The following is a 22,986-nucleotide window of genomic DNA, read 5'->3' on the forward strand; positions in this document are numbered from 1 at the left end:
CTACTCGACCAGCATGGGCGCGGACGCGTCCGCAGTGCTCCACCGCAGGTGCGAGCGCACCGCGGAATCGCGTGCCAAGCGATTACGCGCAGCGGACGCGACACGCTCTGCGGGACCAGGCCGCCTCAGGAAGCCGACCGCGGGGAGGAGCGACGCAGTCGCACCGACCTAATGAGCACCGTCCTGCTCGTCGAGGTCGGCGATCTCGGCCTCGTCGGGCTTGAAGGTCAGCGAGAACATCGCGATGGCGACGAGGACGACGATGAAGGCGACGCCGAAGCCGATCAGGGCGACGACGAACTCGCGGGTCGACATCAGCACGACGACGCCGACGAAGGCCGCCATCACGGCGGAGAGGCCGACGAGCTCGAGCGGACGCAGGCGGTCCTTGCGGGTGGGGCGGAAGGTGCGCGGCGCGAAGTCGTCGTCGGAGGGCGACGGCTCGGAGGAGGCGGGGTCGGGGGCGGTCATCGGTCTCCTCCGGTGGTGGGGGTGGAGGGTGCGGCGGCATCGGCGCCGGCGGCCCACTTGAGCGAGAACGCGGCGATCGCGAGGAACACGGCGAGCATCACGGCGTACGCGCCGAGGAGTCCGACCGAGACGACGGGGTGCGGCGGGAGGAGGGCGAAGACCGCTCCGAGCAGGGCCGTGCCGAGGCCGACGATCACCGCGTCGCGGGCGGCGAGGCCGGTGCCGCGGCGGCCGCTGGAGAACTCGAGGGAGCCGGAGACGAGCGCCCAGCCGGCGATCAGCGCGATGAAGGGCAGGAGGGCCGCGACCGGCAGCGCGACCAGCGCGAGCACGCCGGCGGCGAGGGTGACCCCGGCGGAGGCGAGGGCGAGCGTGCGGCCGCGACCGGCGAGGGCGCGCAGGCCGATCACGAGGGCGACGGCGCCGCTGAGGAGCGCGAAGCCGGCGAAGACGGCGAAGCCGAAGGCGGGGCCGTGGTCGGGCGAGAAGGTGATCACCACACCGGCGACGGCCGCGACGGCGGCTCGCGCGAGGTGGAGGGTCCACAGTCGGCTGGCGGTGTCGGCTTCGGCCACGGTCGAGCCTCTCTGGTGGTGCGGGCGGGTCGGGGTCGCGCGAGGGCGGGGACCGAGCGGCGTCGCCGGGTCCGTCGGTGCGGTGTCCCGCACGATCCGGAGGACGCGCCGGCCCGGGAGCGGGCGGCCGCCTCCGCGGACCCTGCGATTTTACGCTCCCCGGGGCGCTCCCGGCGCCGGGAGCCTCCCGAGCGCCGGGATGCTCGGCCACCGTGCAGGTGAGCACCCCCGTTCTGAGCACGCACCGCGCGCGCCACGGAGAGCACAGCGTGTTTCCGAGTCGTAAACACCCGGGGTCCGATCCGCACGGACTCGTGGCGCACAGGAGGCGCTCGCTATCGTGGGTCAGACCCGCGCGCCTCACCCCGGGCGCGATCACCACACCCCCCCAGGCCCAGGACGACCACCCCCGCCGTCCGGCCCGCCGCTATCCCCTGGAGTTGATGCCTTGAACGGACTGGATCTCGCGATCCTCGCGCAGCGAGCACGCGATCTGGCCTTCAGCAAGCTGGTCGCCGGCGGTTTCCACCGCTTCGGCAAGGGTTCCCGCATCTGCCTGCCCTTCCGGATCGGACCCGGGCAGGGCAAGCGGATCTCCATCGGCGAGAACGTGCTGATCAGCGCGAACTGCATGCTGATGGTCCCGACCGACGACGCGCCCACGCCCGCCCTGATCATCGGCGACCGCGTGCGGATGAACATGACCGCGATCAGCGCTGTGCAGAGCGTGGTCATCGAGGAGGGCGTCGGCATCGCCCGCGGCGTCTACATCTCGGACCACTCGCACGGCTTCAAGGACCCGACGCGCTTCATCCGCGACCAGGGCGTCGACCGGATCGCCCCGGTCCGCATCGGCCGCGGAGCGTGGCTCGGCGAGAACGCCGTCATCATGCCCGGTGTGACGGTCGGCCGCGGCGCGGTGATCGGCGCGAACGCCGTCGTCCGCGAGGACGTGCCGGACTACTCCGTCGCCGTCGGCGTGCCCGCGCGCGTCATCCGGACCTTCGCGTGAGGAGCGCCGTGCCCGACCAGACCGTGCCCGACCAGACCGTTCCCGACCGGACGGCGCCCGACCGGACGGCGCCCGAGCCGACCGCGGACGGCGTCGTCCGCGACGTCGTCTTCACCTTCTCCTACGAGACCTACACGGACGCGGCCCGCCGCGGGATGATGCGCCCGCCGGACCGGATCCTGCACTCGCTGATGGAGAGCCCGCAGGTCGGGCGCCTGATCGTGGCGAACCCCTTCCGCTTCCTGCCGACGACGCTCGTGCGCGGGGCCCTGGGCCGCGAGGTCGAGTTCCCGTCGACACCGCAGCGCGTCCTGCACACCCCGCTGCGCCTGCGCCGCTCCGACCCGACCGACATCGCCGGCCTGGAGAAGGAGTACCGCGCCTACGACCAGGGGATCGCGAAGCTCGCCGACGAGATGGAGCTCGTGCGCCCCGTCGTCGTCACGACCAGTCCCGTCGTGGCCGGCTTCTCGCCGTTCGAGTGGGCCGAGCACGTGATGTTCTTCGCCCGCGACGACTGGACGACCTCGACCCGCTGGAAGGGCCACTGGCCCGCCTTCCAGGAGGCCTACCGCCGCGTCGCGACCAGCGGCCGCTCCGTCACCGCCGTCTCGCAGGAGATCATCGACCGCATCGCGCCGACCGGCCCGCACGCCGTCGTCCCCAACGGCGTCAGCCCGGAGGAGTGGGCCGGCCCCGTGCCCGACGCCCCCGAGTGGCTCAGCCGCATCCCCGGCCCGCGCGCCCTGCACGTCGGCACGCTCGACGACCGGCTCGACGTCGAGGGGATCGTCGCGGTCGCCACCGCGCACCCCGAGCTGCAGATCGTGCTGATGGGCCCGCAGCCCGACCCCGGCTACCTCGCCCCGCTCGCCCCGTTCGCGAACGTGCACCTGCACCACTCCGTCGGCCGCCGCGAGCTGGTGGCGACGATGCGCAACGTCGAGCTCTGCCTCCTCGCGCACCGTCGCACCCCGCTGACCGAGGCGATGAGCCCGCTCAAGCTCTACGAGTACGTGGCGAGCGGCTGCCCGGTGATCTCCGTCGATCTGCCGCCGATCCACGGCATCAGCGACCGGATCCGCATCGTGCCGACCATGGCGGAGTTCGCCGCGGTCGTCGACGACGCGCTCGCCGACGGCCCGGCCACCGAGGACGAGCGCCTCGGCTGGATCCACGCGAACTCCTGGGCCGCCCGGCACGAGACGGTGCTCGACATCCTGCTCGACCGGAACGACGGCCGCGCCCGCGCGGGCGGACCCGCCGCGTCGGCGCTGCAGGCGGGCTAGGTCAATCCACCCAGGGGTCCGACTCCGAAGTAGCCAGGGAACGGGCGCCTCACTATCGTGGGGGTGGCACCGCGGCCCGTTCCGCTGTGCCCTCGTCCTCGGACGGCGAGCACTCGCCCAGGCGCAGGAGCGGATCACGCCGCGCCGGCACCGCGTCGCACCCGACGTCACGATCCTCACCCGCCCGAGAACCACCCGACCGACCAGGACCACGATGCAGCGCAGGCTCCCCGCCCCACCCCGCGCGCGTCCCCCTGGTCGTCGACCCGCCGATGCCCGGGACGCCCCCACGTCCTGACGCACTCCGGGGAGAGCGCGGTCACGACGCCGCCGGATCTCCCTCCCACCGGGCCGCTCCAGTGCAGAGCGGGGCGCCCGCCCGGCTCCGCGCCGCCCCAGCACCACCAGCACCACCAGCACCACCCACCCCCCACAACACCCAGCCCTGCACTACCGCCTCAGTCAGCTTCCGCCGGAGGAGAGCCCGAGAGCTCCCCCGGACGCAAGAAGGGTCGCCATGTCACAGTTCCTGTTCGTCTGCTCCGGTGGAGGGCATCTCAAACAGCTCTTCACCCTGTCCTCCCGCTTCGGGATCGACCCCGCCGACCAGCACTGGGTGACCTTCGACAACGGCCTCAGCCGCTCCCTCCTCGAGGGCCGCCGCGTGACCTACAGCCGCTTCGCCGCTCCGCGCGACGCCCGCCCGATCGCCGAGAACGCGCTGATCGCGCACCGGATCCTGGCCAAGGGCGACTACTCCGCCGTCTTCAGCACCGGCTCGAGCCCCGCCGTGTCGTTCATGCCCGAGGCCTCGCTGCGCGGCATCGAGTGCCACTACATCGAGAGCGCCGCGCGCGCCGACGGCCCCTCGATCACCGGCAAGATCATGGCCCGTCTGCCGGGCGTGAACACCTACACGCAGTACCCGGTGTGGGCGGACGAGCGCTGGCTCTTCGGCGGCTCGATCTTCGACGCGTACACGACCGGTCCCGACGAGCCGGTCTCCGCGATCCGCCGCGCGGTGATCTCCGTGGGCACCCAGGACCTCTACCCCTTCGACCGGCTGATCGCCGCGTCGGTGCCGCTGCTGAAGGACGCCGAGGTGCTCTGGCAGACCGGCCTCGCCGACGTCTCCCCCTACGGCATCGAGGGCCGCGCGAGCGTGCCGCACCACGAGCTGCAGGAGGCCGTGAAGGAGGCGGACGTCGTCATCGCCCACGCGGGCACCGGCGCCGCCATCACGGCCATCGAGAACGGCAAGGTCCCGATCCTGGTCCCGCGTCTCGTCGCCCGCGGCGAGCACATCGACGACCACCAGATCCAGATCGCCCGCGAGCTCGACCAGCGCGGCCTGGCCATCGCGGCCGCGCCGGAGGAGCTGACGGAGGAGCTGCTGCTGCGCGCCGCGAGCCGCACCGCCGCGCTGGCCCCCACCGTGCCGCCGTTCCGCTTCAGCCCGTCCCGCGCGCGCTCGCGCCGCCGCGCCTCCGCGAGCGTCCCCTCCTGGCGCCCCGAGCGCGGCGACACCCGCTTCGAGACCGCCTGACGCGGGGGCCGCTGCGCCCTCCGCGCGCCGGAGCACCTCCGGCACGCCGCACCACCTCCGGCTCGCCGAATTCCCACGATTCCGCGAGCCGGAGCTGTCTCCACGTGCCGAGCGCCGCCTCGGAGACCTCCGGCACGCGGGACGACCCCCGGCACGTCAGAAGCACCGGCTCGCGCGAGCCGGGCGCGAGATCGCGAGCCGCACCGGAGCCGCCGGGACCTCCGGCCCGCGGAAGCCGGCCCGGCACGCCGGAATCGCCGGACCCCGCGAGCCCGAGCCGGAATCACGTGCCGGACCTCACCCCCGGCACCTCCGGCACGCGGGAAGACCCCCGGCACGTCAGAAGCACCCGGTCCAGCGAGCCGGGCACCGGATCGCGAGCCGAACCGGCTCCGTCGAGACCTCCGGCACGCGGGAACCGGCCCGGCACGCCGGATCCACGGGTTCCGGCGAGCCGGAGGAGGAATCGCGAGCCGGACGAGCGCGCCGTCACCACCACCGCCACCGGCGCACACCAGAAACCGCCCGCGCACGCAGAAGGGCGGAGGAGCCGCAGCTCTCCCGCCCTCGTCCTGCCCCCTCAGCGGGCGCAGGCGGCGCTCTCAGCGCCTCAGGAGGCGTTCGCGAGCAGCGCCGTCCAGGCGATGTCTGCGAGCTTCGCCTGACCCGCCAGCGACGGGTGGAAGTGGTCGACGTCGGAGATGTCGTCCGAGGTGACGTCGAAGTCGTGCAGGGCGCCCTGGTCGTAGACGCAGTTCGCGGTAGCGCCGCAGACGTCGGCGAGGACGTCGTTGTAGGCGTCGATCGTCGTCGAGACGTTGTCGCGGCGGGCCTGCGCGTCCGCGTCGTCCGAGGTGGGCTGGTAGAGCAGCGAGTTGCAGTTGGAGCTGCCGGCCCAGCGCGAGACGGCCTCGGCGTCGCCGCGCTCGGTCTCGAAGAAGTCGAGCAGGTTCGGCACGGAGGAGACGAAGATCGTCGCCTCGGGAGCGCCGGTGGAGAGCGTCGTCAGCGCGGTCGTGACGTTGGCGCGGAAGGCGTCCGGCGTGGTGATGTCGGCGCTGTTCTTGCGGCAGACGTCGTTCGCGCCGATCAGGATCGTGACCAGGTCGGGCGCGGCGGCGACCGCCTTCTCGGCCTGGCGCGGCAGCTCGGCCGAGGTCGCGCCCTTGGAGGCGACGTTCTCGATCTCGGGCACGGCGCCGACCGACTCGCCGGCGCGGCGGGCGACCGAGTCGACCGTCTCGTCCTCGCCGGTGGTCCACGACGCGCTGGGGCAGGGCTTGTTCTGCCCGCAGGCGGCCACGCCGACCGAGATCGAGTCGCCCATCGCGGCGATCGAGCCGGCCGCGAAGGGCAGCTCGCCCGAGGCGGCGGGCTCGGTCGTCTCGGCGGGAGCCGGGGCGGAGGTGCAGCCGGCCAGCAGCGCGGCGGCGACGGCCACGACGGCGAGGACGCCGGCGCGACGGGAGCGGGTGGTGCGGGTCATGCGGTGCCTCCCTCGGCCGGGGTGGTCTGCGACGCGGGCGCGGCGGGGGTCGCCGGGCCCTTGGGCTTGGGCTTCCGGACCTGCTTCACGAACGCGAGGATCTGGTTCATGTCGCGGCGGTAGGCCGGGATCGCCATCGCGAGCGCCAGCGGCACCAGCGACGCGAGTCCGCCGACGAGCAGGTGGACGATCGCGGGCAGGTCGGTGTACGCGCCGACGGCCCAGGCCGCCCCGAACATGAACGGCACGACGAGCGCGGGGCGCAGGACGGGCACGATCACGTCGGAGCCGCGCACGAAGGTGCCGCGGATCGCCAGCCAGAAGCCGGGCACCAGCAGCGCCAGGGTGGTGAGGCCGTAGAGCAGCGCGAGGCCCTCGACGCCGTTCCACCACAGGCCCACGAAGAACGAGCCGATGACGAGCGGGCGGGTGACGACGTAGTAGATCAGCTGGCGGTGCACGCGGCCGAGCGAGATGTAGATCCAGCCCTGCACGTTGCCGATGCCCTGAGCGATGCCCGCGATGGACAGCAGCGACAGGATGACCGCGGACGACGTCCACTGCGAGCCCAGCAGGAGCTCCACCAGAGGTCCGGAGAGGGCGGCGAGGACACCGAAGGTCGGCAGCGTGAGGTAGCCGATCACGAGCAGCGCCCCACGGACGTAGCGGCGGTAGCGCTCGCCGTCGTCCTGGAGCGAGGAGAGCACCGGCAGCGCGACGCGGCCGAGCGGGCCGTTGAGCTGCTGGAGCGGCAGCAGGAAGAGCGAGTACGCCTTCGAGTACTGACCGAGCGCGTTCGCGCCGAGCTGCGAGCCGACGAGCACGTTGTCGACGTTGCGGGCGAGGTAGTTGAGCAGCTGGACGCCGAAGATGCTGCCGCCGGTCGTGACGAGCGGGACGACCTCGCGCGAGATCCGCGGGCGGCCGAACTTCGGCCGCGCCGCGACCCAGAGGGCGATCAGTCGGTAGATCAGCGCGCCACCCTGAAGCACGACGAGCGACCAGACGCCCCAGCCGAGCAGGCCGGCGATGATCGAGCCGACGACGCCGACGAGCATCGAGACCACGTCGATCTGAGCCATCAGGCCGAACTTCATCTCCTTCTGCACGCGCGCCTGGAGCGGCATGCAGAGGCTGTTGACGAGGAGCGTGGGGGCGACGGCGATCGTGAGGACGATCAGTGCGTCGTTCTGGTAGATCCCGGCGATGAGCCAGGCCGAGGCGGCGATGACGATCGTGCCGACGACGCCGAGGGCGACCGACAGCCAGAGCACCGACCGCCAGACGGTCTCGCTCAGCTTCTTCGACTGGATGATCGCGCCGGTGAGGCCGAAGTCGCGGACCAGGTCGGCCACGCCGACGATGGCCGTGACGGCCGCGAGCAGACCGAAGTCGCTGGGCGACAGCAGTCGTGCGAGCACCACCGTGGAGATGAGCTGGATGCCGGTCTTGCCCCACAGCCCACCCAGGGTCTGGATGACACCGCGACTGGCTTTGTGCCCGAGATCGGACCCGGGACGCGTCGGCGGCAGGTTCGGCCCGTCCCCCACGGTCGGCGACTGCGCGATCGCGTCGGTCGCCAGCGTCTCGGTGGTGTGCGCGGTGTCGTCGATCGCCGCCTCAATCTGGGCGTCGCTCGCCGTGGTGCCGTGGCGGGTGGAGGAGCCGCCCGCGGGGGTCGACCCCGTCACGCGCGCGTCGTCTCGTCGCGGTTCCATTCGGGTACGCCTCCTCGAGCGATGATCGACCGCGCCTCGAGGCGGGGTCGCAGATAGCCGTAGCAGTAGATCGGGAAGGCCGGCCACAGGGCGGGCCGGCGCAGGACGCGCTTCAGCAGCGCGACCGGGCCGCCGCCGCCGGCGCCGGTCTGCTCGGGCACGAGCCCGGAGGCCGCCAGCTGGGCGTTGCCGATCGCGATGCGGACGGTGCGCTTGATCTGGTTGCGCATCCGGCGCGGCGCCTTCACGGAGAAGGACCGGCCGGGGAGCGTCAGCCGCTCCTCGGGGGTGAAGAGCTGCTGGACGAAGCGGTCGTCCGCGATGATCTCGGGGAAGGCGCCGAACCGGCTCCGTCCCTCGGCCGACAGGCCGTAGATCCCGGAGCCGACCAGGCCCGGGGCCCGGTAGTCGGAGAGCTCCCAGATCAAGTAGTGCGCCCGGACCGGCCAGGAGGCCCCGCGGGTGTCGACGCGGAACTCCGGCGCCGCGGCGAGCGGTCCGCCGGGGCGGGCCAGCTCGTCGCCGAGCGCCAGGAGCGTCTCGGCCGAGACCGAGACGTCCGCGTCCACGTAGATCCTCGGGAGGACCGTGGCGAGCTCGTCGGCCGCGTTGAGGCCGGCGATCTTCGAGGCCCGGGGCGTCTCCGCCACCAGGATCCGCGGATCGACGGCCCGCGCCACCGCGGCGGTGTCGTCGGTGCAGCCGTTCGCGCCGACGACGATCTCGAGCCGGCCCTCCGGGTCCCCGGCCACCAGGGCGCCGAGGAGCCGGGCGATCACCGCCCCCTCGTCGTGCGCGGGGATGACGACGCTGACGCGTGCGCTCACGACTCGATCTGCGTCGGCTTGCGGACGACGTGAGCGCCGACGTGCGAGCCGAGGGCGGGCTGCCCGACCGGGATGTGGGGGCCCCCGCGGGTGAAGGCGGAGACGTGCCCCGCCTCCTCCGGCGACAGGCGCCGGCGGGTCGACTTCCGTGGTGCCTCCGTGAGCACCCAGGCCCCGACGGCCAGGAGGATCCAGAAGAGCATGAAGGACTGGAAGAAACCGAAGGCGTCGTAGAAGTACGCGGCGATCGTGTAGCCGAGCAGCAGGACCGCGATCGCGAACGCGAGGCTCGCGTACTGCGGCGTCGTGGTGCTCTTGAACGAGTAGCGCAGCAGCATCACGATCGGGACGAGGAACAGCACGGCCAGGCCGATGACGCCCACGGCGCCGCCGTCGAGCAGCGTGCCCAGCCACTGGTTGTCGAGGATGAACGCGTTCTTGTCCTCGCCCACCACGATGCGGCTGCCGACTCCCGTTCCGAAGAAGGGGTGCTCGCGCACGATCGCCATGGCCGGCTCGAGGTCGGCCAGGCGGCCCGCGCCCGCCATGCCCGCGGAGGTGTACTGCGAGGCGATGAGCGCGTCCGGGTCGAGGAACGACCCGATCATGTCCGTGAGGATCTTCGGGATCAGCACGAAGCCGAGGCCGAGCACCGGGACCATGCCCAGGAGCAGGTAGCCGCCGATCTTCGGGCGCAGGATGACCGTCAGCAGGAACATCACGCCGAGCGTGACGATCGCCGTGCGCGAGACCGCGGTGACCACGCCGAGCAGCAGGGCGAGGATCGTGCCGTAGTAGATGATCCGGCGGTTGATCTCGTTGAAGGGCCAGCGGGCGTACTTCGAGAGGTAGATCGCGATCGGGATCATCATGGTGAACATGACGGCCAGCGCGATCGGGTGCTGCGACGAGCCGAACGAGCGGTAGCCGCCGGCCCGGTAGGCCTCCTGCTCGGCGCCGAGGCGCTCGAGCGGCAGGAACTTGTCGAGCATCGTGAAGACGTTCTGCTGCGTCGCACGCTCGATCACCGCGAAGAAGGCGACGACGACGGCCGACCAGACCAGGAAGGTCAGGAAGGCCTCGACGAGCTTCTCGTTGCGCATCACGAGCCGGGCGACAAAGTAGACCGAGAGCATCAGCAGGTCGTTGACGATCGCGCCGGCGACACCGGAGCCGAGGGCGCCCTCGGAGATGAACTGCACGTTCGCGGCGATCGAGAGCAGGCTCGAGGCCACCCAGATGCCCAGCGGCCAGCCGAACGCGGCCGGGCGCCAGACGAAGGTCGGGTCGATCATCAGCGCGACGATCGCCGCGACGACCATCAGCACGATGACCAGCCGGTACGGCTCCAGAGCGAAGCCCAGCGGGATCGGCAGCGCGTAGTAGCGCACCGGGATGAACATGATCACGCCGAGCAGGACGATGAACGCGCCGGTCCAGTTGAAGACCAGCTTGCGCGTCAGGTACAGGAACGAGATCCCGAAGAGGATCGCCCCCGCGTACAGCGGATTGAGGTAGTAGACCGCTGCGACGGCCACGGCCGCCAGCAGGACGGTCGACAGGACGGCGCGGACCGTGAAGGTCCGGCGGACGAGGATCTCACCCGCGTAGGGGTCGTCGTTCCCGGGGACCCCGAGCGGGGTCCCCTTCAGCGTCGGCGTGCTCATCTGCTGCGACCGCCTCAGGTGGCGCTGCGCTTCCCGGAGGAGGCCAGCTCACCCGGCCCGGCGGTGTTCTCGGGGGCGGTGCCGAGGGCGGCGGGGCGCTGGCCGTTCTCGGACGCGGTGCCGGTCAGGGCCGGGCCGCGCCGGAAGGACTCGCCGCGGCGCTGATTGCCGCGGTTGGCGGTGACCCGCTCCCGCGAGATGCGGATGTTGTAGAGGATGAAGGCGAGCGCGATGAACGCGAGGAAGACGCCGAGACCGGTGATCGCGATCGGGATGATCGGGTTCGACCCCTCCTGCTCGACGGCCGCACCCTGGTCGGTGACCTGGAGGGTGACGCGGAGCTCGGGGGCGACGCCCTGGGCCTCCTGCTGCGAGGTGATGTAGGTCTGGAAGATCTGGGTCGCGGTCTGCGAGATCAGGACCGCGCGGGCCGGATCGGTCGACTCGCCGACGATCGAGAGGATCGGGAGGCTGAAGCGGCCCGGGTTCTGCTCGGTGCCGGCCGGCTGGGTCGTGCGGCGCACGGCGCTGAGGGCCTCGGTCGGCGAGAATCCGCCGATGGCGGCCTCGACCTGGGTGCGGATCTCGGAGCCGCTGACGAGGTACGCGTAGATGACCGCGGTGTTCGTCAGGTCGTTCTGCTGTGCCTCGGACGTGCCCTCGGTGAGGGCCTGACCGGGCTCGACGGCCTGGAGGGGGTTCCGCGAGCCACCGCCGAGAAGGATCGTGGTGTCGGAGCGGTAGGCCGACTCGGCGCGCGAGACGATCTCACCGTCCTTCACGGTGTAGCCGGCGACCATGGCGGCCAGGACGGCGACCACGAGGCCGACCGCGAGGAGCCATTTGTAGCTCCAGAGCACTCGAAGGTAAAGGGGGACGGACATCTCGGTCTCGACTTCCAGACGGCGAGGTGTGGGACCTCGGGGCGACGCGCCGCGTGCTCGGAGGTCGCATTGCTGCTGCAATCGTTGGAGCAACGCCTCCGTCCATCACGGCGGTGATGGCGGAACGGGTTTTGCGGCTGTCGAGGTGTCGACGGAGCCTGGTGCGAAGGGCGGTTTCGGAGCGGTGCGGTGCTGCTTTCGCACCGGCCTTCGGGCATGCCTCGATGGGGCCGGAACGAGCACAGAACCGGGACCCCGCGAGTGCGGTGCCCCGACACACTCATTGTGACCATAACCCACGGCATGCGGATGCCGGAAGTATTGCGGCTGTGTTAAGTCTGCGGGACCGACGACTCGCCGAGCCGGGAGTGGACTTGCGTTCCTCTCAGGTGGTCGAGGATGGTGGCTATCGTTCATTCCTGAGCGCGCCGCCCTCACGACAGGAGACGCATGGATGATGAGCACCAGTGCTCCACCACTGCCGCAGGCCCACCCGACCACCGAGACGACCCCGAGCACGACCGCACCGACCGCGACGCCCGTCCGCTGACGAGCGTCGCCTCCGGCGCGCCCGCCGGAGCTCCGCTGTCGATCCTGTACTCGTTCCCGCACGGCATCGGCTCGCCGGGCATCGGCTGGACCGCGCTGCAGCAGGTCCGCTCGCTCGTCGCCGCGGGGCACCGCGTCACCGTCGTCGCCGCCTCGATCACCGAGCCGCTCGGCCCGGTCGCCCGCGCCGTGACGACCCTCACGGTCGGCGGCGTCCGCCTCCCGCACCGCCTCTTCGGCCGCAGCCGCTCGATCGCGCACCACGACCGCGTCACCGCGCGGATCCTCGCCGAGGGCGACTACGACGTCGTGCACGGCTGGCCGTGGGGCTCGGCCCGCACCTTCGACGAGGCCGCCCGCCAGGGCGTGCCCGCGGTCCGCGAGGCCCCGAACACGCACACCGCGCACGCCTTCGAGGTCGTCGCCGAGGAGTACGAGCGCCTGGGCATCACGCCCCCGGTCGGCTCGCCGCACACCTACAACGCGGTGCGCCTGCGCCGCGAGGAGCGCGAGTGGGCGTCCGCGACCGCGATCCTCGTGCCCTCCGCCTCGGTGGAGCAGACCTTCCTCGAGAAGGGCTTCTCGCCGCGCAAGCTCCTCCGCCACCGCTACGGCGCCCTGGTCGACACGACCCGCAGCTTCGATCCCGACCCGCGCGACGAGCCGGACCACGTCTTCACCGCGGTCTTCGTCGGCCGGATCGAGCCGCGCAAGGGCCTGCTCTACGCGCTGCAGGCCTGGCAGCAGTCGAAGGCGAGCAGCACCGGGCGCTTCCTGGTCTACGGCGACTTCACTCCGGGCTACCAGGAGCGCCTCGCCGGACTGCTCGAGCAGCCGAGCGTCGAGCTGCGCGGCTTCACGGGCGACGTCGCCGGGGTCTTCGCGAGCGCCGACGTGCTGATCCTGCCGACCATCGAGGAGGGCAGCGCCCTGGTGACCTCGGAGGCGCAGGCCGCCGGCTGCGTGCCGCTGGTCTCCTCCGCCGCCGGCGCCAACCTCGAGGACGGCGTGCAGGGGCTCGTGCACGAGCCGCGCGACGTCGAGACGCTGACCGCGCAGATCGACCTGGTCTCCTCCGACCGCGCCCTGCTCGCTCGGATGCGCCGGGCCGCGCTCGACAACCGGGCGAACCTGACCTGGGAGCGCGCGAGCATCGACCTCGTCGCCGCCTACCGCGCCGCGATGGTGCTCGTCCGCGAGGACCTGGCCGGCACGGGCTCAGCGGGCACGGGCTCAGCCGGCACGGGCTCAGCCGCCGACTCCGACGACCGCTCCGACCAGCCGAGGACAGACACGCCGTGAACCCCTCCGTCCTCACCCCGGGTGACGTCTCGATCATCCTGTGCACCCGCGAGCGCCCCGACATGCTCCGGGAGGCGCTCGCGGCGATCGCCGCCGGCACCGACCCCGAGGTCGAGGTGATCGTCGTCGACTCCGCGTCGACCGACTCCCGCACCCGCGAGGTCGCCCTCGCCGCGGGCGTGCGCTACGTCCGCACCGACACCAAGGGCCTCTCGATCGCGCGGAACCTCGGGCTCGACTCGAGCGACCGGCCGATCGTGGTCTACACGGACGACGACTGCTCGCCGACGCCCGGCTGGATCGAGGCGCTGCTGCGCGCCTTCGAGGAGGAGCGGGTCACCGTGGCGACCGGGCGGATGCTCGACCACACCCTGGTCGACACCGACGTGCCGCCGACCGACCGCATCGTCTACCGCTCCGCCGTCCGCGGCCTCGACGCGGGTCACGGCGCCGTGATGGCCTTCCGCCGCGACGTGCTGCAGACCCTCGGCGGCTTCGACGACACCCTGGGGGCCGGCCGCTACCTCGCCGGCGCCGAGGACCTCGACATCTTCTGCCGCGCCCTCGCCGCGGGCGGCACCGCCGTCTTCGTGCCCGACAGCGTCGTGCTGCACGTCAACACCCGCAACCCCGTCGCCTACCGCCGCCTGATGCGCGGCTACGGACTCGGGCTCGGCGCGCTCGTCGGCAAGTGGTGGCGGCTGTCGCCCAAGGTCGGCGCGCGGCTGACCGCGACCCTCGCCGTCCGCAGCGGCCGGCGCCTGGTGCGCTCGGCCAAGCGGCGCGGCCGCGGTGCGAAGGACGAGCTCGCGATGGTCGAGGGGATCCTGCGCGGCTACCTGCGCTCGCGCCACCTCCGCCTCTCCGGCTCGACCTTCGTCGACGAGTACCCGCCGACGCCGATCCGCCTGCCGGCCGCCGACCAGCGGCCCGCCGGCACCCCGAGCTGACCGCTCCCCTCCGCCGCCTCCGACCAGGGAGCACCGCCATGACCCGACCCCCTCGCCGCACCGGGCGACCGCACGCCGAGCCTCTGCGCACCCTCGACGAGAAGTTCGTCTCGAACGCCGTCGTCTACGAGGTCGCCCGGCCGACCGGCTCGATGATCGTCGACGGCGCCCCGTTCCGCCGCGCGGACGGCTCGCTCGACCGCGACCTCGTCTACTCCGCCTGGGAGGCGTTCATCCGCTCCTCCCCCTCGGTGCGGCAGCGGCTCGCCCGCGCCCCGCTCGGGCTGTTCACGCCGTCCTGGGTGTCGGTCGACGAGATCGACGTCCGCGACCACGTGCGCTTCCACCCGGGCGTCGTCGAGTGGGACCCGCGACACGTCGAGCTGCTCACCGGCGCCTTCAACGGGCCGATGGACCCGAAGGGCCCGCTCTGGGACATCCTCGTCATCGAGCTCTCGACCGGGCAGCTGGGCTTCGCGGTGCGCATCCACCACGCGCTCGGCGACGGGATGTTCGGGCTGGTGCTGATCCAGGCGTTCACCTCGGGCGAGCCGATCGAGTTCGCGCCGTTCAGCCGCGCGCCGATGCGCTTCCCGGACGACCCGCGGCCGCCCCGCGGCCCGATCGCGCTCACGCTCGCCGCCCGCCGGCAGATCGCGTCGACCCACGCGTCGCTCGCGGACGAGTGGACCGAGTGGAAGCGCAAGCCGCTGAAGAAGCGGATCACCCGGGTCGGCGGCCGCAACATCCGCGCCGCCCGCGACTGGTGGATCCGCCGCTCGGGACTGCTCGAGCGCAGCATCAAGCCGCGCGACGCCGCGATCCTCACCGCGGACCTCAAGACCGCGAAGGCGGCGGCCCGCGCGGCCGGCGGCTCGGTCGCGGACCTGACCGTCGCGCTGGCCCTGCACGCCTTCGCCGCGCTGCACCCCGAGCGCGCGGAGATCGCGACGCTCGTGCCCGTGTCGCCGCGCCGGGACAGGAACGAGGTCAAGCGCAACCACGTGTTGATGGTGCGCGTCGCCGTGCCGGTGTCGCTCGGCCTCGCGGAGACGGTGGCGAGCGTGCGCGAGCAGGTGCAGCTCGCCGTCGAGACCGGCGAGAGCGGCATCACCCGCGGCCGGAAGGACTGGCAGGGCTACGCGTCCTACCTCCCCGTCTTCCTGCGCCCGCGCTGGTTCGGCGGCGCCGAGCTGGCCTCGATGACCCTCTGGCCGGTGACCGAGCCGGACGACGAGGCCGCGGTCTTCGCGAGCTCCTTCACCAAGCGGCTCGACATCGCGATCTCGGTGCGCTCGGACCTCGACGCCGACCTCTTCATCGGCTCCATCGCGGCCTCGCTGACCGAGATCGGCGCACCGGTGATCGACCCGCTGGCCGAGCAGACCCCCGCCGGATCGCCGGACGACCTCGAATCGAACGGAGCCGGCCGATGAGCCAGGGCGGCGGACCGCTGCGCACCCTCACGAAGGTGCGCACCTACCTGCAGGCCGTGCGCCTGCTGCACTTCCACGCGTACAGCCACGCCGACCAGGTGCCGCGCCTCACCCGCGGCGCCGACGTCTCGTTCGCGCCGAACGTGTCGTTCCGGAACGCCGAGCGGATCACCCTCGGCGCCGGCACCCACATCGGCGAGAACTCGCTGCTCTGGGCCGGCAACAGCACCGGCCGGGTCACCCTCGGCGCGAAGTGCCTGCTGGCGCCGAACGTCACGATCACCGCCTCGAACTACGGCATCGTCCAAGGCACGCCCGTGATGGACCAGCCGAAGATCGAGAAGGACATCGTGATCGGCCGGGACGTCTGGCTCGGCGCGAACGTGGTCGTCGTCGCCGGCGTCACCATCGGCGACGGCGCGATCGTCGGAGCGGGGGCCGTGGTCACCAAGGACCTGCCCGCGAACTGCATCGCGGGCGGCGTGCCCGCCAAGGTCATCGGCCAGCGACCGGAGGCCGATCGTGCCTGAGTCGGTGGACACCAGCCTGGCGATCGTCGTCGTCAGCTACAACACCCGGGAGAAGACGCTGGCCTGCCTAGCGTCGATCCCGCTCGGGGACGCGCCGACCCCGCCGCACGTGATCGTGGTCGACAACGGCTCCGAGGACGGCAGCGCCGAGGCGATCCGCGCCGCGCACCCCGAGGCGACCGTGATCGAGGCGGGCGACAACCTCGGCTTCGCCCGCGGCGTGAACCGCGGCGTCGCGGCGGCGACCGAGCGCTTCGTGCTGCTGCTGAACCCCGACACCCTGGTGCTCGAGGGCTCCTTCCGCGCGCTGCTGGAGTTCGCCGTCGCGAACCCGCGCTACGGCGTCTACGGCGGGCGCACCCTGCGCCCGGACGGCTCGGTCGACCCCTCGTCCTGCTGGGGCGCCCCGAGCCTGTGGTCGCTGCTGACCTACGCGACCATGCTCTCCACCGCCTTCCGCGGCAACCCGCTGCTCGACCCGGAGTCGCTCGGCGGCTGGCAGCGCGACAGCGTCCGCGAGGTGCCGATCATCACCGGATGCCTACTGCTGATGCCACGCGAGGAGTACGAGCGGGTCGGCCGGCTCGACGAGCGCTTCTTCCTCTACGGCGAGGACGCCGAGTTCTCGATCCGCGCCCGCCGCGCGGGTCTGCGCCCGGTCATCGTGCCGACCGCCGTGATCGTGCACGACGTCGGCGCCTCCACCCGCGACGCGGCGACCGCCGGGAACTCCGGCCGCAAGATGTGCATGGTGATGGCCGGCAAGGCCACGATGATCCGTCTCTCGTGGAAGCCGCTGCCCGCGCGGATCGGCATCGCGCTGCTCCAGGCCGGCGCGCTCGTGCGCACCGTGCTCGAGACCGCGACCCGCCGCAAGCGCCGCGCCTGGACCGAGGTCTGGCAGCGCCGGGCCGACTGGCGTGTGGGCTACCCGGAGGCCGAGCGCACGCTGTTCGGCCGGGTGCCCGGCACCGGCGCGGCGGAGGTCGTCCGATGATCGCCGGCGGGACCCGCACCCTGCGCGGCCGCCTGCGCACGCGCCTGCGCGGACTGCTCTCCGGCGAGGACGCCCGGAGCCGCCGGCTGCGGGTCGAAGCCGAGCCGGCCTTCCGCACCCGCTACGCGAACCCCTACAACGCGCGGCTCTACACGGCGATGACCGCGGAGGGCGTGCTCGTGCGCGACCTCTCCTGGCTGCGCCTGCTCGTCGCGAAGGTCGACGTGGTGCACCTGCACTGGCCGGACCTGACCTTCCTCAGCGGCGTCCGCCGCTACCGGATCGTCGCGCGGCTGGTCTTCTTCTTCGCCTTCCTCCGCGTCGCGCGGCTGCGCGGCACCCGGCTGATCTGGACCGCGCACAACGTCACCTCGCACGAGGAGCGCGGCACCCCGTTCCTGCGCAACTGGTACCGGCGGCTGCTGACCGAGAACCTCGACGCGATCGTCTGCCTCTCGGAGGAGGGCGTGACCGCGATGCGCCGCTCCTACCCCGAGCTCGCGGCGGTGCCCGCCTTCGTCACCCCGCACGGGCACTACCGGCAGGACTACGACTTCTCCGCGAGTCGCGCCGAGGCGCGCGCGGAGCTCGGTGTGGACCCGGACGCGCGGCTCGTCGTGTCGGTCGGCCAGATCCGGCCGTACAAGAACGTGCCGACGCTGATCGAGCGCTTCCGCGACCGCGAGGACGACGGCACGCTGCTCGCGGTCGCCGGCAACCCTGCCCGCGGACCGCTGCGCGGCGTGATCGAGGAGGCGGCGGCGGGCGATGCGCGCATCCGGCTCGAGCTGTCCTTCCTCAGCGACGAGCGGATGGCGCTCTGGCTGCGCGCGAGCGACCTGGTCGTGCTGCCCTACTCGGCGATCCAGAACTCCGGCTCGGCGATCCTCGCGGTCTCGGCCGACCGGCCGGTGCTGGTGCCCGACCTCGGTGCGATGCACGAGCTGGCCGCGCTGGTCGGCCCCGACTGGGTGCGGCTCTACGACGGCGCCTTCGACTCCGCGGCCCTCGACGGCGCGCTGGCCTGGCTCGACGAGCGCACGGTGGCGGACGACGCCTCGGCCGACCTCTCCGCGCTGGAGTGGGACGCGATCGCCCGCGCGACCATCGACGTCTACCGCCGCGTGCTGCGGGCCCCGCGCCCCCGCTGAGCTCCGTTCCTGCTGATCGAGCAGCCCGCGCAGCGGGCGTATCGAGATCCACCCTCCTCCACAGCCCCGTCCGCAGAAACAGCGCACTGAGAAATCACGAAGAGTAGTGCATCCCGAACCTGGGACCGCTAGCTTTGGCTCCTGATCCCCCTTGCACTCCTCCGTCGGCCGTTCCCAGCGTCCGACGGTCGTCGGTCACCGCTGCCCGGCGAGCCCTCCGGTTCCCCCGCCCCGCCCGCCGCACAGAAACACAGGACCTTCGTGATCCCTCGCTCCACCCCGTCGCGCCGCCCCGCCGGCCGCCTGCGCCGCTTCCTCGCGGCCACCGCCGCCGCTGCCGTCGTCACCGCCGGTCTCGTCGGCGCCTCCGCGCTCCCGGCGCAGGCCGCCGATGCCACGCAGACCGGTGCCGGCCGCTACGTCGTCACCGTCGACTCGAAGGCCGTCTCGACGACGCTCGCGAGCGCCCTCGGCCTCTCGCTCGACGCGTCCTACGGCGGAGGCGTCTCCGGCTTCACCGCGACCCTGACCGCGCGTCAGCACGCGATCCTCGCCGCCGACAGCCGCGTCCTCGGCCTCTCGCCCGCCGACCAGGTGGTCGAGGGCCAGGCGCAGACCATGCCCTCGCACGTCCTGACCGCGGAGGCCGACAAGGCCCCGGTCAGCGCCGGCGACGGCGTCACCAACTGGACCGGGCCCGCCGTCGCGGTCATCGACTCCGGCGTGAGCGCGCACCCCGACTACAACCTGGCCAAGCAGGTCAACTGCTTCGGCTCCGGCACCGCCGAGGACGCCAACGGCCACGGCACCGGCGTCTCCGGCTACATGACCGCGCTCGACAACGGCTCCGGCACCGTCGGCATCGCCCCCGGTGCGCCGATCTACTCGGTCCGCGCGCTCGACGCGAACAACAAGGGCAACATCTCGACCCTGATGTGTGCGCTCGACTGGGTGTCGCAGAACGCCGCGACGTACAACATCAAGGTCGTCAACATGTCGCTCGCCACGAACGGCGCCGACGACGGCAACTGCGGCCGCACCGACGGCGACACCATCCACCAGGCGGTCTGCGACCTCGTCGCGAAGGGCGTGACCGTGGTCTCGGCCGCCGGCAACTCCGCCGCCGACCTGTCGAAGTACATCCCCGCCGCCTACGACGAGGTCCTCGCCGTCACGAACTTCGCGAACTACGACGGCAAGCCGGGCTCGCTCGCCGCCGTCCCGTGCACGAACGTGACCACCAAGGACGACAACTACACGCTGAACAGCAACTTCGCCTCGCCCGTGGACGCCGGTCACACCATCGCCGCGCCCGGCACCTGCCCCTACACGACGAAGAAGGGCAACACCTACGCGTACATCCAGACCGGCACCAGCATGTCGACGGCCGCCGCCTCCGGTGTCGTCCTCGACTGCCTCGCGGCCGGCGGATCCTGCGTGGGCAAGAGCCCCGCGCAGGTCATCGCCCAGGTGATCGCCCAGGCCAAGTCGGCGACCGTCGATCGCGGTCGCACCTTCGCCGGCGACCCGACGCGTCCCGTCTCCGGCCGCTACTACGGCTACGGCGTGAGCACGATCCCCGTGGGCACGGTCGTCACCCCGACGCCGACCGCGACGCCGACGGCCACCGCCACGCCGACTCCGACCGCGACGCCCACGGCGACCGCGACGCCGAAGCCGACGGCCACTCCGACCGCGACGCCGACCCCGACCGCGACGCCCACCGCGACCGCCACGCCGAAGCCGACCGCCACGCCCACCGCGACCGCCACGCCGACCCCGACGCCGACCTCCGGCGCCGACACGGTGAAGCCGCAGGCGAAGATCGTCTCGCCCGCCAGCCAGACGACCGTGACCGGCACCGTGACCCTCGTCGCCAACGCGAGCGACAACGTCGCGGTCACGAGCCTCGCCTTCTGGTCCGGCTCGACCAAGCTCGGCGACGGCGTCAAGCAGGCCGACGGCAGCTGGTCGCTCACCGCGAACAGCAAGAACTGGCCGAACGCGACCTACGCCGTGGTCGCCCGGGCCACCGACGCCGCGGGCAACGTGGGCTCCAGCGCCTCGATCACCCTGGTGATCAAGAACTGACCCGCTCCGCCTGACCGGCCCGGTTCCCTCCTCGGAGGGGCCGGGCCGTTCGCGTTTCCCACGGGGCGGTCGCGACGTCAAGGGCGGGCGCTCCGGTGGCGCGGTCCGTAGCGTCGGAAGCGCGCGGTCGACCTCCGTCCGCGCGGAGAGGCAGCCATGAGCGACACCCAGAACGGCCCCGTCATGGACGGCGCCGAGGACGCGAGCAACGACGACAAGCTGGGCGGCCTGATCGAGCAGGTCGACCACGACCACGGCGACGAGGGCGCGGGCGCCATGGCCGACGCGCTCCGCGACCGCGCCGACGAGACCGACACCGAGATCACCTCCTCCGACGAGACGGAGACCCGCACCGAGACGGAGTGACGGCGGCGCCGGCGATGCCGGTCGAGCAGCCCGCGGGGCACTGCATGCAGGCTGAGTAGCCCGCGGGGCACTGCATGCTGGTCGAGTAGCCCCGGAGGGGCGTATCGAGACCCACCGTCACCAGCTCGGTCGGTCTGCAGACTCCTCCTCTGACGCCGGTGGATCTCGATACGCCCGCTCCGCGGGCTACTCGATCAGCATGATGTCGCCTGCCCCTCGAGCAGCAGCCTCCGGCGGCCCTTGCACGCTGGCCGAGCAGCCGCGTCCGGCAGTCCTTGCATGCTGGTCGAGTAGCCCGAAGGGCGTATCGAGACCCACCTTCGCCGGGACACCTGCCGGCAAGCCTCCTCTTCGCCCCCCGTCGACGGCCACGGAACGATCACCTGGACGACCGCACCGGAAGGCCGGTCGGCACCCGAGTGCCCGCACTCCCCGGCCGCCCGTCCGTCCCGCCGCCGCAGCGCTGCGTCGACGATGCACCCGCGCCGTTCCGACGCTGGTGGATCGCCGGACACCCGCTCGGCGGTACGCTCGGCGAGCATGGAGGCGGTGCCGCCGACCGGGCGGCCGCTGGGTGCGGCGTCCCGATCACCCGGGATCTCGGTCGCGCGGGCCGATTCCGCCGTCCGCCGCGCACCGCTCACCCGCCCAATCCCTCCGAGAGGCAGCCGTGCCCGATGCTCTCCTCGTGCCGCTCCTGCTCGCCGCGCTCGTCACCAACGGCCTGGCGGCGGGCTTCTTCTACGCCTTCGCCTGCGCGGTGATGCCGGGCCTGAGCCTGACCGACGACGACGCTTTCGTCAGCGCGATGACCGCGATCAACACCGCCGTGCAGAACCCGCTGTTCGCCGTGTCGTTCGTCGGCAGCGGTCTCTCCTCCGCCGCCGCGCTGGTCGCCGCGCTCGTCGGCAGCGCCGGTGCCGCGACGACCAGCGCGGTCGCGGGGGCCCTCGCCCTCGCCCTCCTCCAGTACGTCGTCACCTTCGGGCGCAGCATCCCGCTCAACCTGCGACTGGACCGCGCCGCCGGCGGTCCGCTCTCCGACGCCCGGCGCGGCTTCGAGCGCGCCTGGGTCCGCGCCAACACGGCGCGCGTGCTCGCCTCAGGTGGTTCGCTCCTCCTGCTCGGGATCGCCCTCGCGACGACGTGACGGCCGCGCCGTCGATCCGCGAGTCCCTCGACTCCCGGAAGACGGCAGGCTGGTCAGCACCACCCCGATCCAGGAGAGACACCATGACCGCACCCCGCCGCGCCCTGATCCTCGTCGACGTCCAGCTGGAGTACTTCGCCGGGCCGCTCGAGATCCGCTACCCGCCGCACGCGACCTCGCTGACCGCCATCACCGCCGCGCTCGACGCCGCCACGGCCGCCGGTCTGCCGATCGCCGCCGTCCAGCACAGCAGCGGCGAGGGAGCCCCCGTCTTCGCACCGGGCACCCCCGGCTTCGAGCTGCACCCGGAGATCGAAGGCCGCCGCAGTGATGAGTGGAAGTCGATCACCAAGCGGTTCGGCACCGTCTTCGCCGGCACCGACCTGCTCGCCTGGCTGCGCGAGCGCGACGTCAACACGATCACCCTGGTCGGCTACATGACCAACAACTGCATCCTCGCCTCGTCCGCCGAGGCCGAGACGCACGGACTGACGGCGGAGGTGCTCTCCGACGCGACCGGCGCCATCGCGATCTCGAACGCGGCGGGCTCCGTGGACGCCGAGACCGTGCACACCACGCTGCTCGCCCTGCTGAACTCGAACTTCGCGGCCGTCGCCGACACGGAGGCCTGGATCGACGCCCTCGCCTCCCGCGAGCCCCTCCCTCAGAGCGACCTCGGCAGCTCGGCCGTCGCTGGCGCCGCGCTGCCGCCGCGCTGAGACCTCGGTCGACAGGACCTCGCTCAGCGCGACAGGAGGAGCTGCAGAGTCACCCTGCCCGGGTTGAAGGGGCTGGGGTGCTCGCAGTAGACCGTGAACGGGACTCCGCGGGCGTCGCTCTCCGCCCAGTCGACGACCTCGAGGACGTCCCGCGCGCCGGTGATCCGGATCTCGTCGACCATCGTCTCCGTCTCGGCGAAGTAGACGCGGTACACCGGCGTGGTCACTTCGGCGTCCACATCACGAGGATCCACGGAGCTGGTGCGCATC

At 72.5% G+C, this 22,986-nt stretch carries 21 protein-coding genes; 13 read left to right on the forward strand and 8 right to left on the reverse strand.

Features of this window, described 5'->3' with window-relative positions; genetic code table 11:
* Positions 1–168: 168 nt before the first annotated feature.
* Both MT351_RS01780 and MT351_RS01785 read right to left on the reverse strand, forming a co-directional pair.
* Entirely contained in the window at positions 169–471 is a 303-nt protein-coding gene (locus MT351_RS01780) for a hypothetical protein (RefSeq protein WP_243581097.1), read from the reverse strand.
* Positions 468–1,046, reverse strand: coding sequence for a hypothetical protein (locus tag MT351_RS01785; protein ID WP_132435084.1), 579 nt, complete (start codon positions 1,044–1,046; stop codon positions 468–470). Before MT351_RS01785 ends, MT351_RS01780 begins: the two co-directional genes overlap by 4 nt.
* A gap of 448 nt (positions 1,047–1,494) precedes the next feature.
* On the opposite strand from MT351_RS01785, the gene MT351_RS19840 reads away from it, so the two are divergent.
* From MT351_RS19840 to MT351_RS01800, 3 genes are all read left to right on the forward strand, one after another.
* On the forward strand, positions 1,495–2,058 hold the full coding sequence (locus MT351_RS19840; protein ID WP_123734729.1) for a DapH/DapD/GlmU-related protein: 564 nt from the start codon (positions 1,495–1,497) through the stop codon (positions 2,056–2,058).
* A gap of 8 nt (positions 2,059–2,066) precedes the next feature.
* Positions 2,067–3,347 (forward strand): hypothetical protein, encoded by a 1,281-nt coding sequence (locus tag MT351_RS01795; protein ID WP_123734728.1) that lies wholly within the window; start codon positions 2,067–2,069, stop codon positions 3,345–3,347.
* 517 nt (positions 3,348–3,864) lie between these two features.
* Positions 3,865–4,893: a glycosyltransferase gene (locus tag MT351_RS01800; RefSeq protein ID WP_123731824.1), complete on the forward strand. Its 1,029-nt coding sequence runs from the start codon at positions 3,865–3,867 to the stop codon at positions 4,891–4,893.
* A 610-nt stretch (positions 4,894–5,503) separates the two neighbouring features.
* Here MT351_RS01800 and MT351_RS01805 read toward each other — a convergent pair.
* From MT351_RS01805 to MT351_RS01825, 5 genes are read right to left on the reverse strand one after another with little or no spacing between them, the layout of a single operon-like run.
* Positions 5,504–6,379 carry a GDSL-type esterase/lipase family protein gene (locus tag MT351_RS01805; protein WP_132435086.1) on the reverse strand — a complete coding sequence of 292 codons (876 nt, stop codon included), beginning with the start codon at positions 6,377–6,379 and terminating at the stop codon, positions 5,504–5,506.
* Positions 6,376–8,070 carry a lipopolysaccharide biosynthesis protein gene (locus tag MT351_RS01810; RefSeq protein WP_243581098.1) on the reverse strand — a complete coding sequence of 565 codons (1,695 nt, stop codon included), beginning with the start codon at positions 8,068–8,070 and terminating at the stop codon, positions 6,376–6,378. The genes MT351_RS01805 and MT351_RS01810 overlap by 4 nt, the downstream gene beginning before the upstream one ends.
* On the reverse strand, positions 8,067–8,924 hold the full coding sequence (locus MT351_RS01815) for a glycosyltransferase family 2 protein (RefSeq protein WP_165908976.1): 858 nt from the start codon (positions 8,922–8,924) through the stop codon (positions 8,067–8,069). Before MT351_RS01815 ends, MT351_RS01810 begins: the two co-directional genes overlap by 4 nt.
* Complete coding sequence (locus tag MT351_RS01820; RefSeq protein ID WP_123734723.1) at positions 8,921–10,591, reverse strand: O-antigen ligase; 1,671 nt, start codon at positions 10,589–10,591, stop codon at positions 8,921–8,923. The genes MT351_RS01815 and MT351_RS01820 overlap by 4 nt, the downstream gene beginning before the upstream one ends.
* Before the next feature lie 14 nt (positions 10,592–10,605).
* A complete protein-coding gene (locus MT351_RS01825) occupies positions 10,606–11,475 on the reverse strand; it encodes a hypothetical protein (RefSeq protein ID WP_132435094.1) in 870 nt (289 codons plus the stop codon).
* Between the two features lie 450 nt (positions 11,476–11,925).
* On the opposite strand from MT351_RS01825, the gene MT351_RS01830 reads away from it, so the two are divergent.
* From MT351_RS01830 to MT351_RS01875, 10 genes are all read left to right on the forward strand, one after another.
* Positions 11,926–13,326: a glycosyltransferase family 4 protein gene (locus MT351_RS01830; RefSeq protein ID WP_132435096.1), complete on the forward strand. Its 1,401-nt coding sequence runs from the start codon at positions 11,926–11,928 to the stop codon at positions 13,324–13,326.
* On the forward strand, positions 13,323–14,276 hold the full coding sequence (locus MT351_RS01835) for a glycosyltransferase family 2 protein (RefSeq protein ID WP_132435098.1): 954 nt from the start codon (positions 13,323–13,325) through the stop codon (positions 14,274–14,276). The genes MT351_RS01830 and MT351_RS01835 overlap by 4 nt, the downstream gene beginning before the upstream one ends.
* A 38-nt stretch (positions 14,277–14,314) precedes the next feature.
* A complete protein-coding gene (locus MT351_RS01840; protein WP_132435100.1) occupies positions 14,315–15,712 on the forward strand; it encodes a wax ester/triacylglycerol synthase domain-containing protein in 1,398 nt (465 codons plus the stop codon).
* Positions 15,709–16,242, forward strand: a complete 534-nt coding sequence (locus tag MT351_RS01845; protein WP_132435102.1) for a DapH/DapD/GlmU-related protein — start codon at positions 15,709–15,711, stop codon at positions 16,240–16,242. The genes MT351_RS01840 and MT351_RS01845 overlap by 4 nt, the downstream gene beginning before the upstream one ends.
* Positions 16,243–16,246: 4 nt before the next feature.
* Positions 16,247–17,239, forward strand: a complete 993-nt coding sequence (locus MT351_RS01850) for a glycosyltransferase family 2 protein (RefSeq protein ID WP_243581099.1) — start codon at positions 16,247–16,249, stop codon at positions 17,237–17,239.
* Positions 17,236–18,390 (forward strand): glycosyltransferase family 4 protein, encoded by a 1,155-nt coding sequence (locus MT351_RS01855; RefSeq protein ID WP_132435106.1) that lies wholly within the window; start codon positions 17,236–17,238, stop codon positions 18,388–18,390. The genes MT351_RS01850 and MT351_RS01855 overlap by 4 nt, the downstream gene beginning before the upstream one ends.
* Positions 18,391–18,651: 261 nt before the next feature.
* Positions 18,652–20,481 carry an Ig-like domain-containing protein gene (locus MT351_RS20200; protein WP_165908978.1) on the forward strand — a complete coding sequence of 610 codons (1,830 nt, stop codon included), beginning with the start codon at positions 18,652–18,654 and terminating at the stop codon, positions 20,479–20,481.
* Positions 20,482–20,637: 156 nt separating this feature from the next.
* Complete coding sequence (locus MT351_RS01865) at positions 20,638–20,847, forward strand: hypothetical protein (RefSeq protein ID WP_123734716.1); 210 nt, start codon at positions 20,638–20,640, stop codon at positions 20,845–20,847.
* Positions 20,848–21,517: 670 nt separating this feature from the next.
* The gene (locus MT351_RS20205) at positions 21,518–21,997 is read left to right on the forward strand and encodes an anthrone oxygenase family protein (RefSeq protein ID WP_165908979.1); all 480 of its coding nucleotides are present in this window, start codon (positions 21,518–21,520) and stop codon (positions 21,995–21,997) included.
* An 83-nt stretch (positions 21,998–22,080) separates the two neighbouring features.
* Positions 22,081–22,716 carry an isochorismatase family protein gene (locus MT351_RS01875; protein WP_132435110.1) on the forward strand — a complete coding sequence of 212 codons (636 nt, stop codon included), beginning with the start codon at positions 22,081–22,083 and terminating at the stop codon, positions 22,714–22,716.
* 23 nt (positions 22,717–22,739) lie between these two features.
* On the opposite strand, the gene MT351_RS01880 is transcribed toward MT351_RS01875, so the two are convergent.
* Positions 22,740–22,985, reverse strand: a complete 246-nt coding sequence (locus MT351_RS01880) for a hypothetical protein (RefSeq protein WP_132435113.1) — start codon at positions 22,983–22,985, stop codon at positions 22,740–22,742.
* Between the last annotated feature and the right edge of the window lies 1 nt (position 22,986).

It is taken from the genome of Rathayibacter sp. VKM Ac-2926, from assembly GCF_022815565.1.
Lineage (GTDB): Bacteria > Actinomycetota > Actinomycetes > Actinomycetales > Microbacteriaceae > Rathayibacter > Rathayibacter festucae.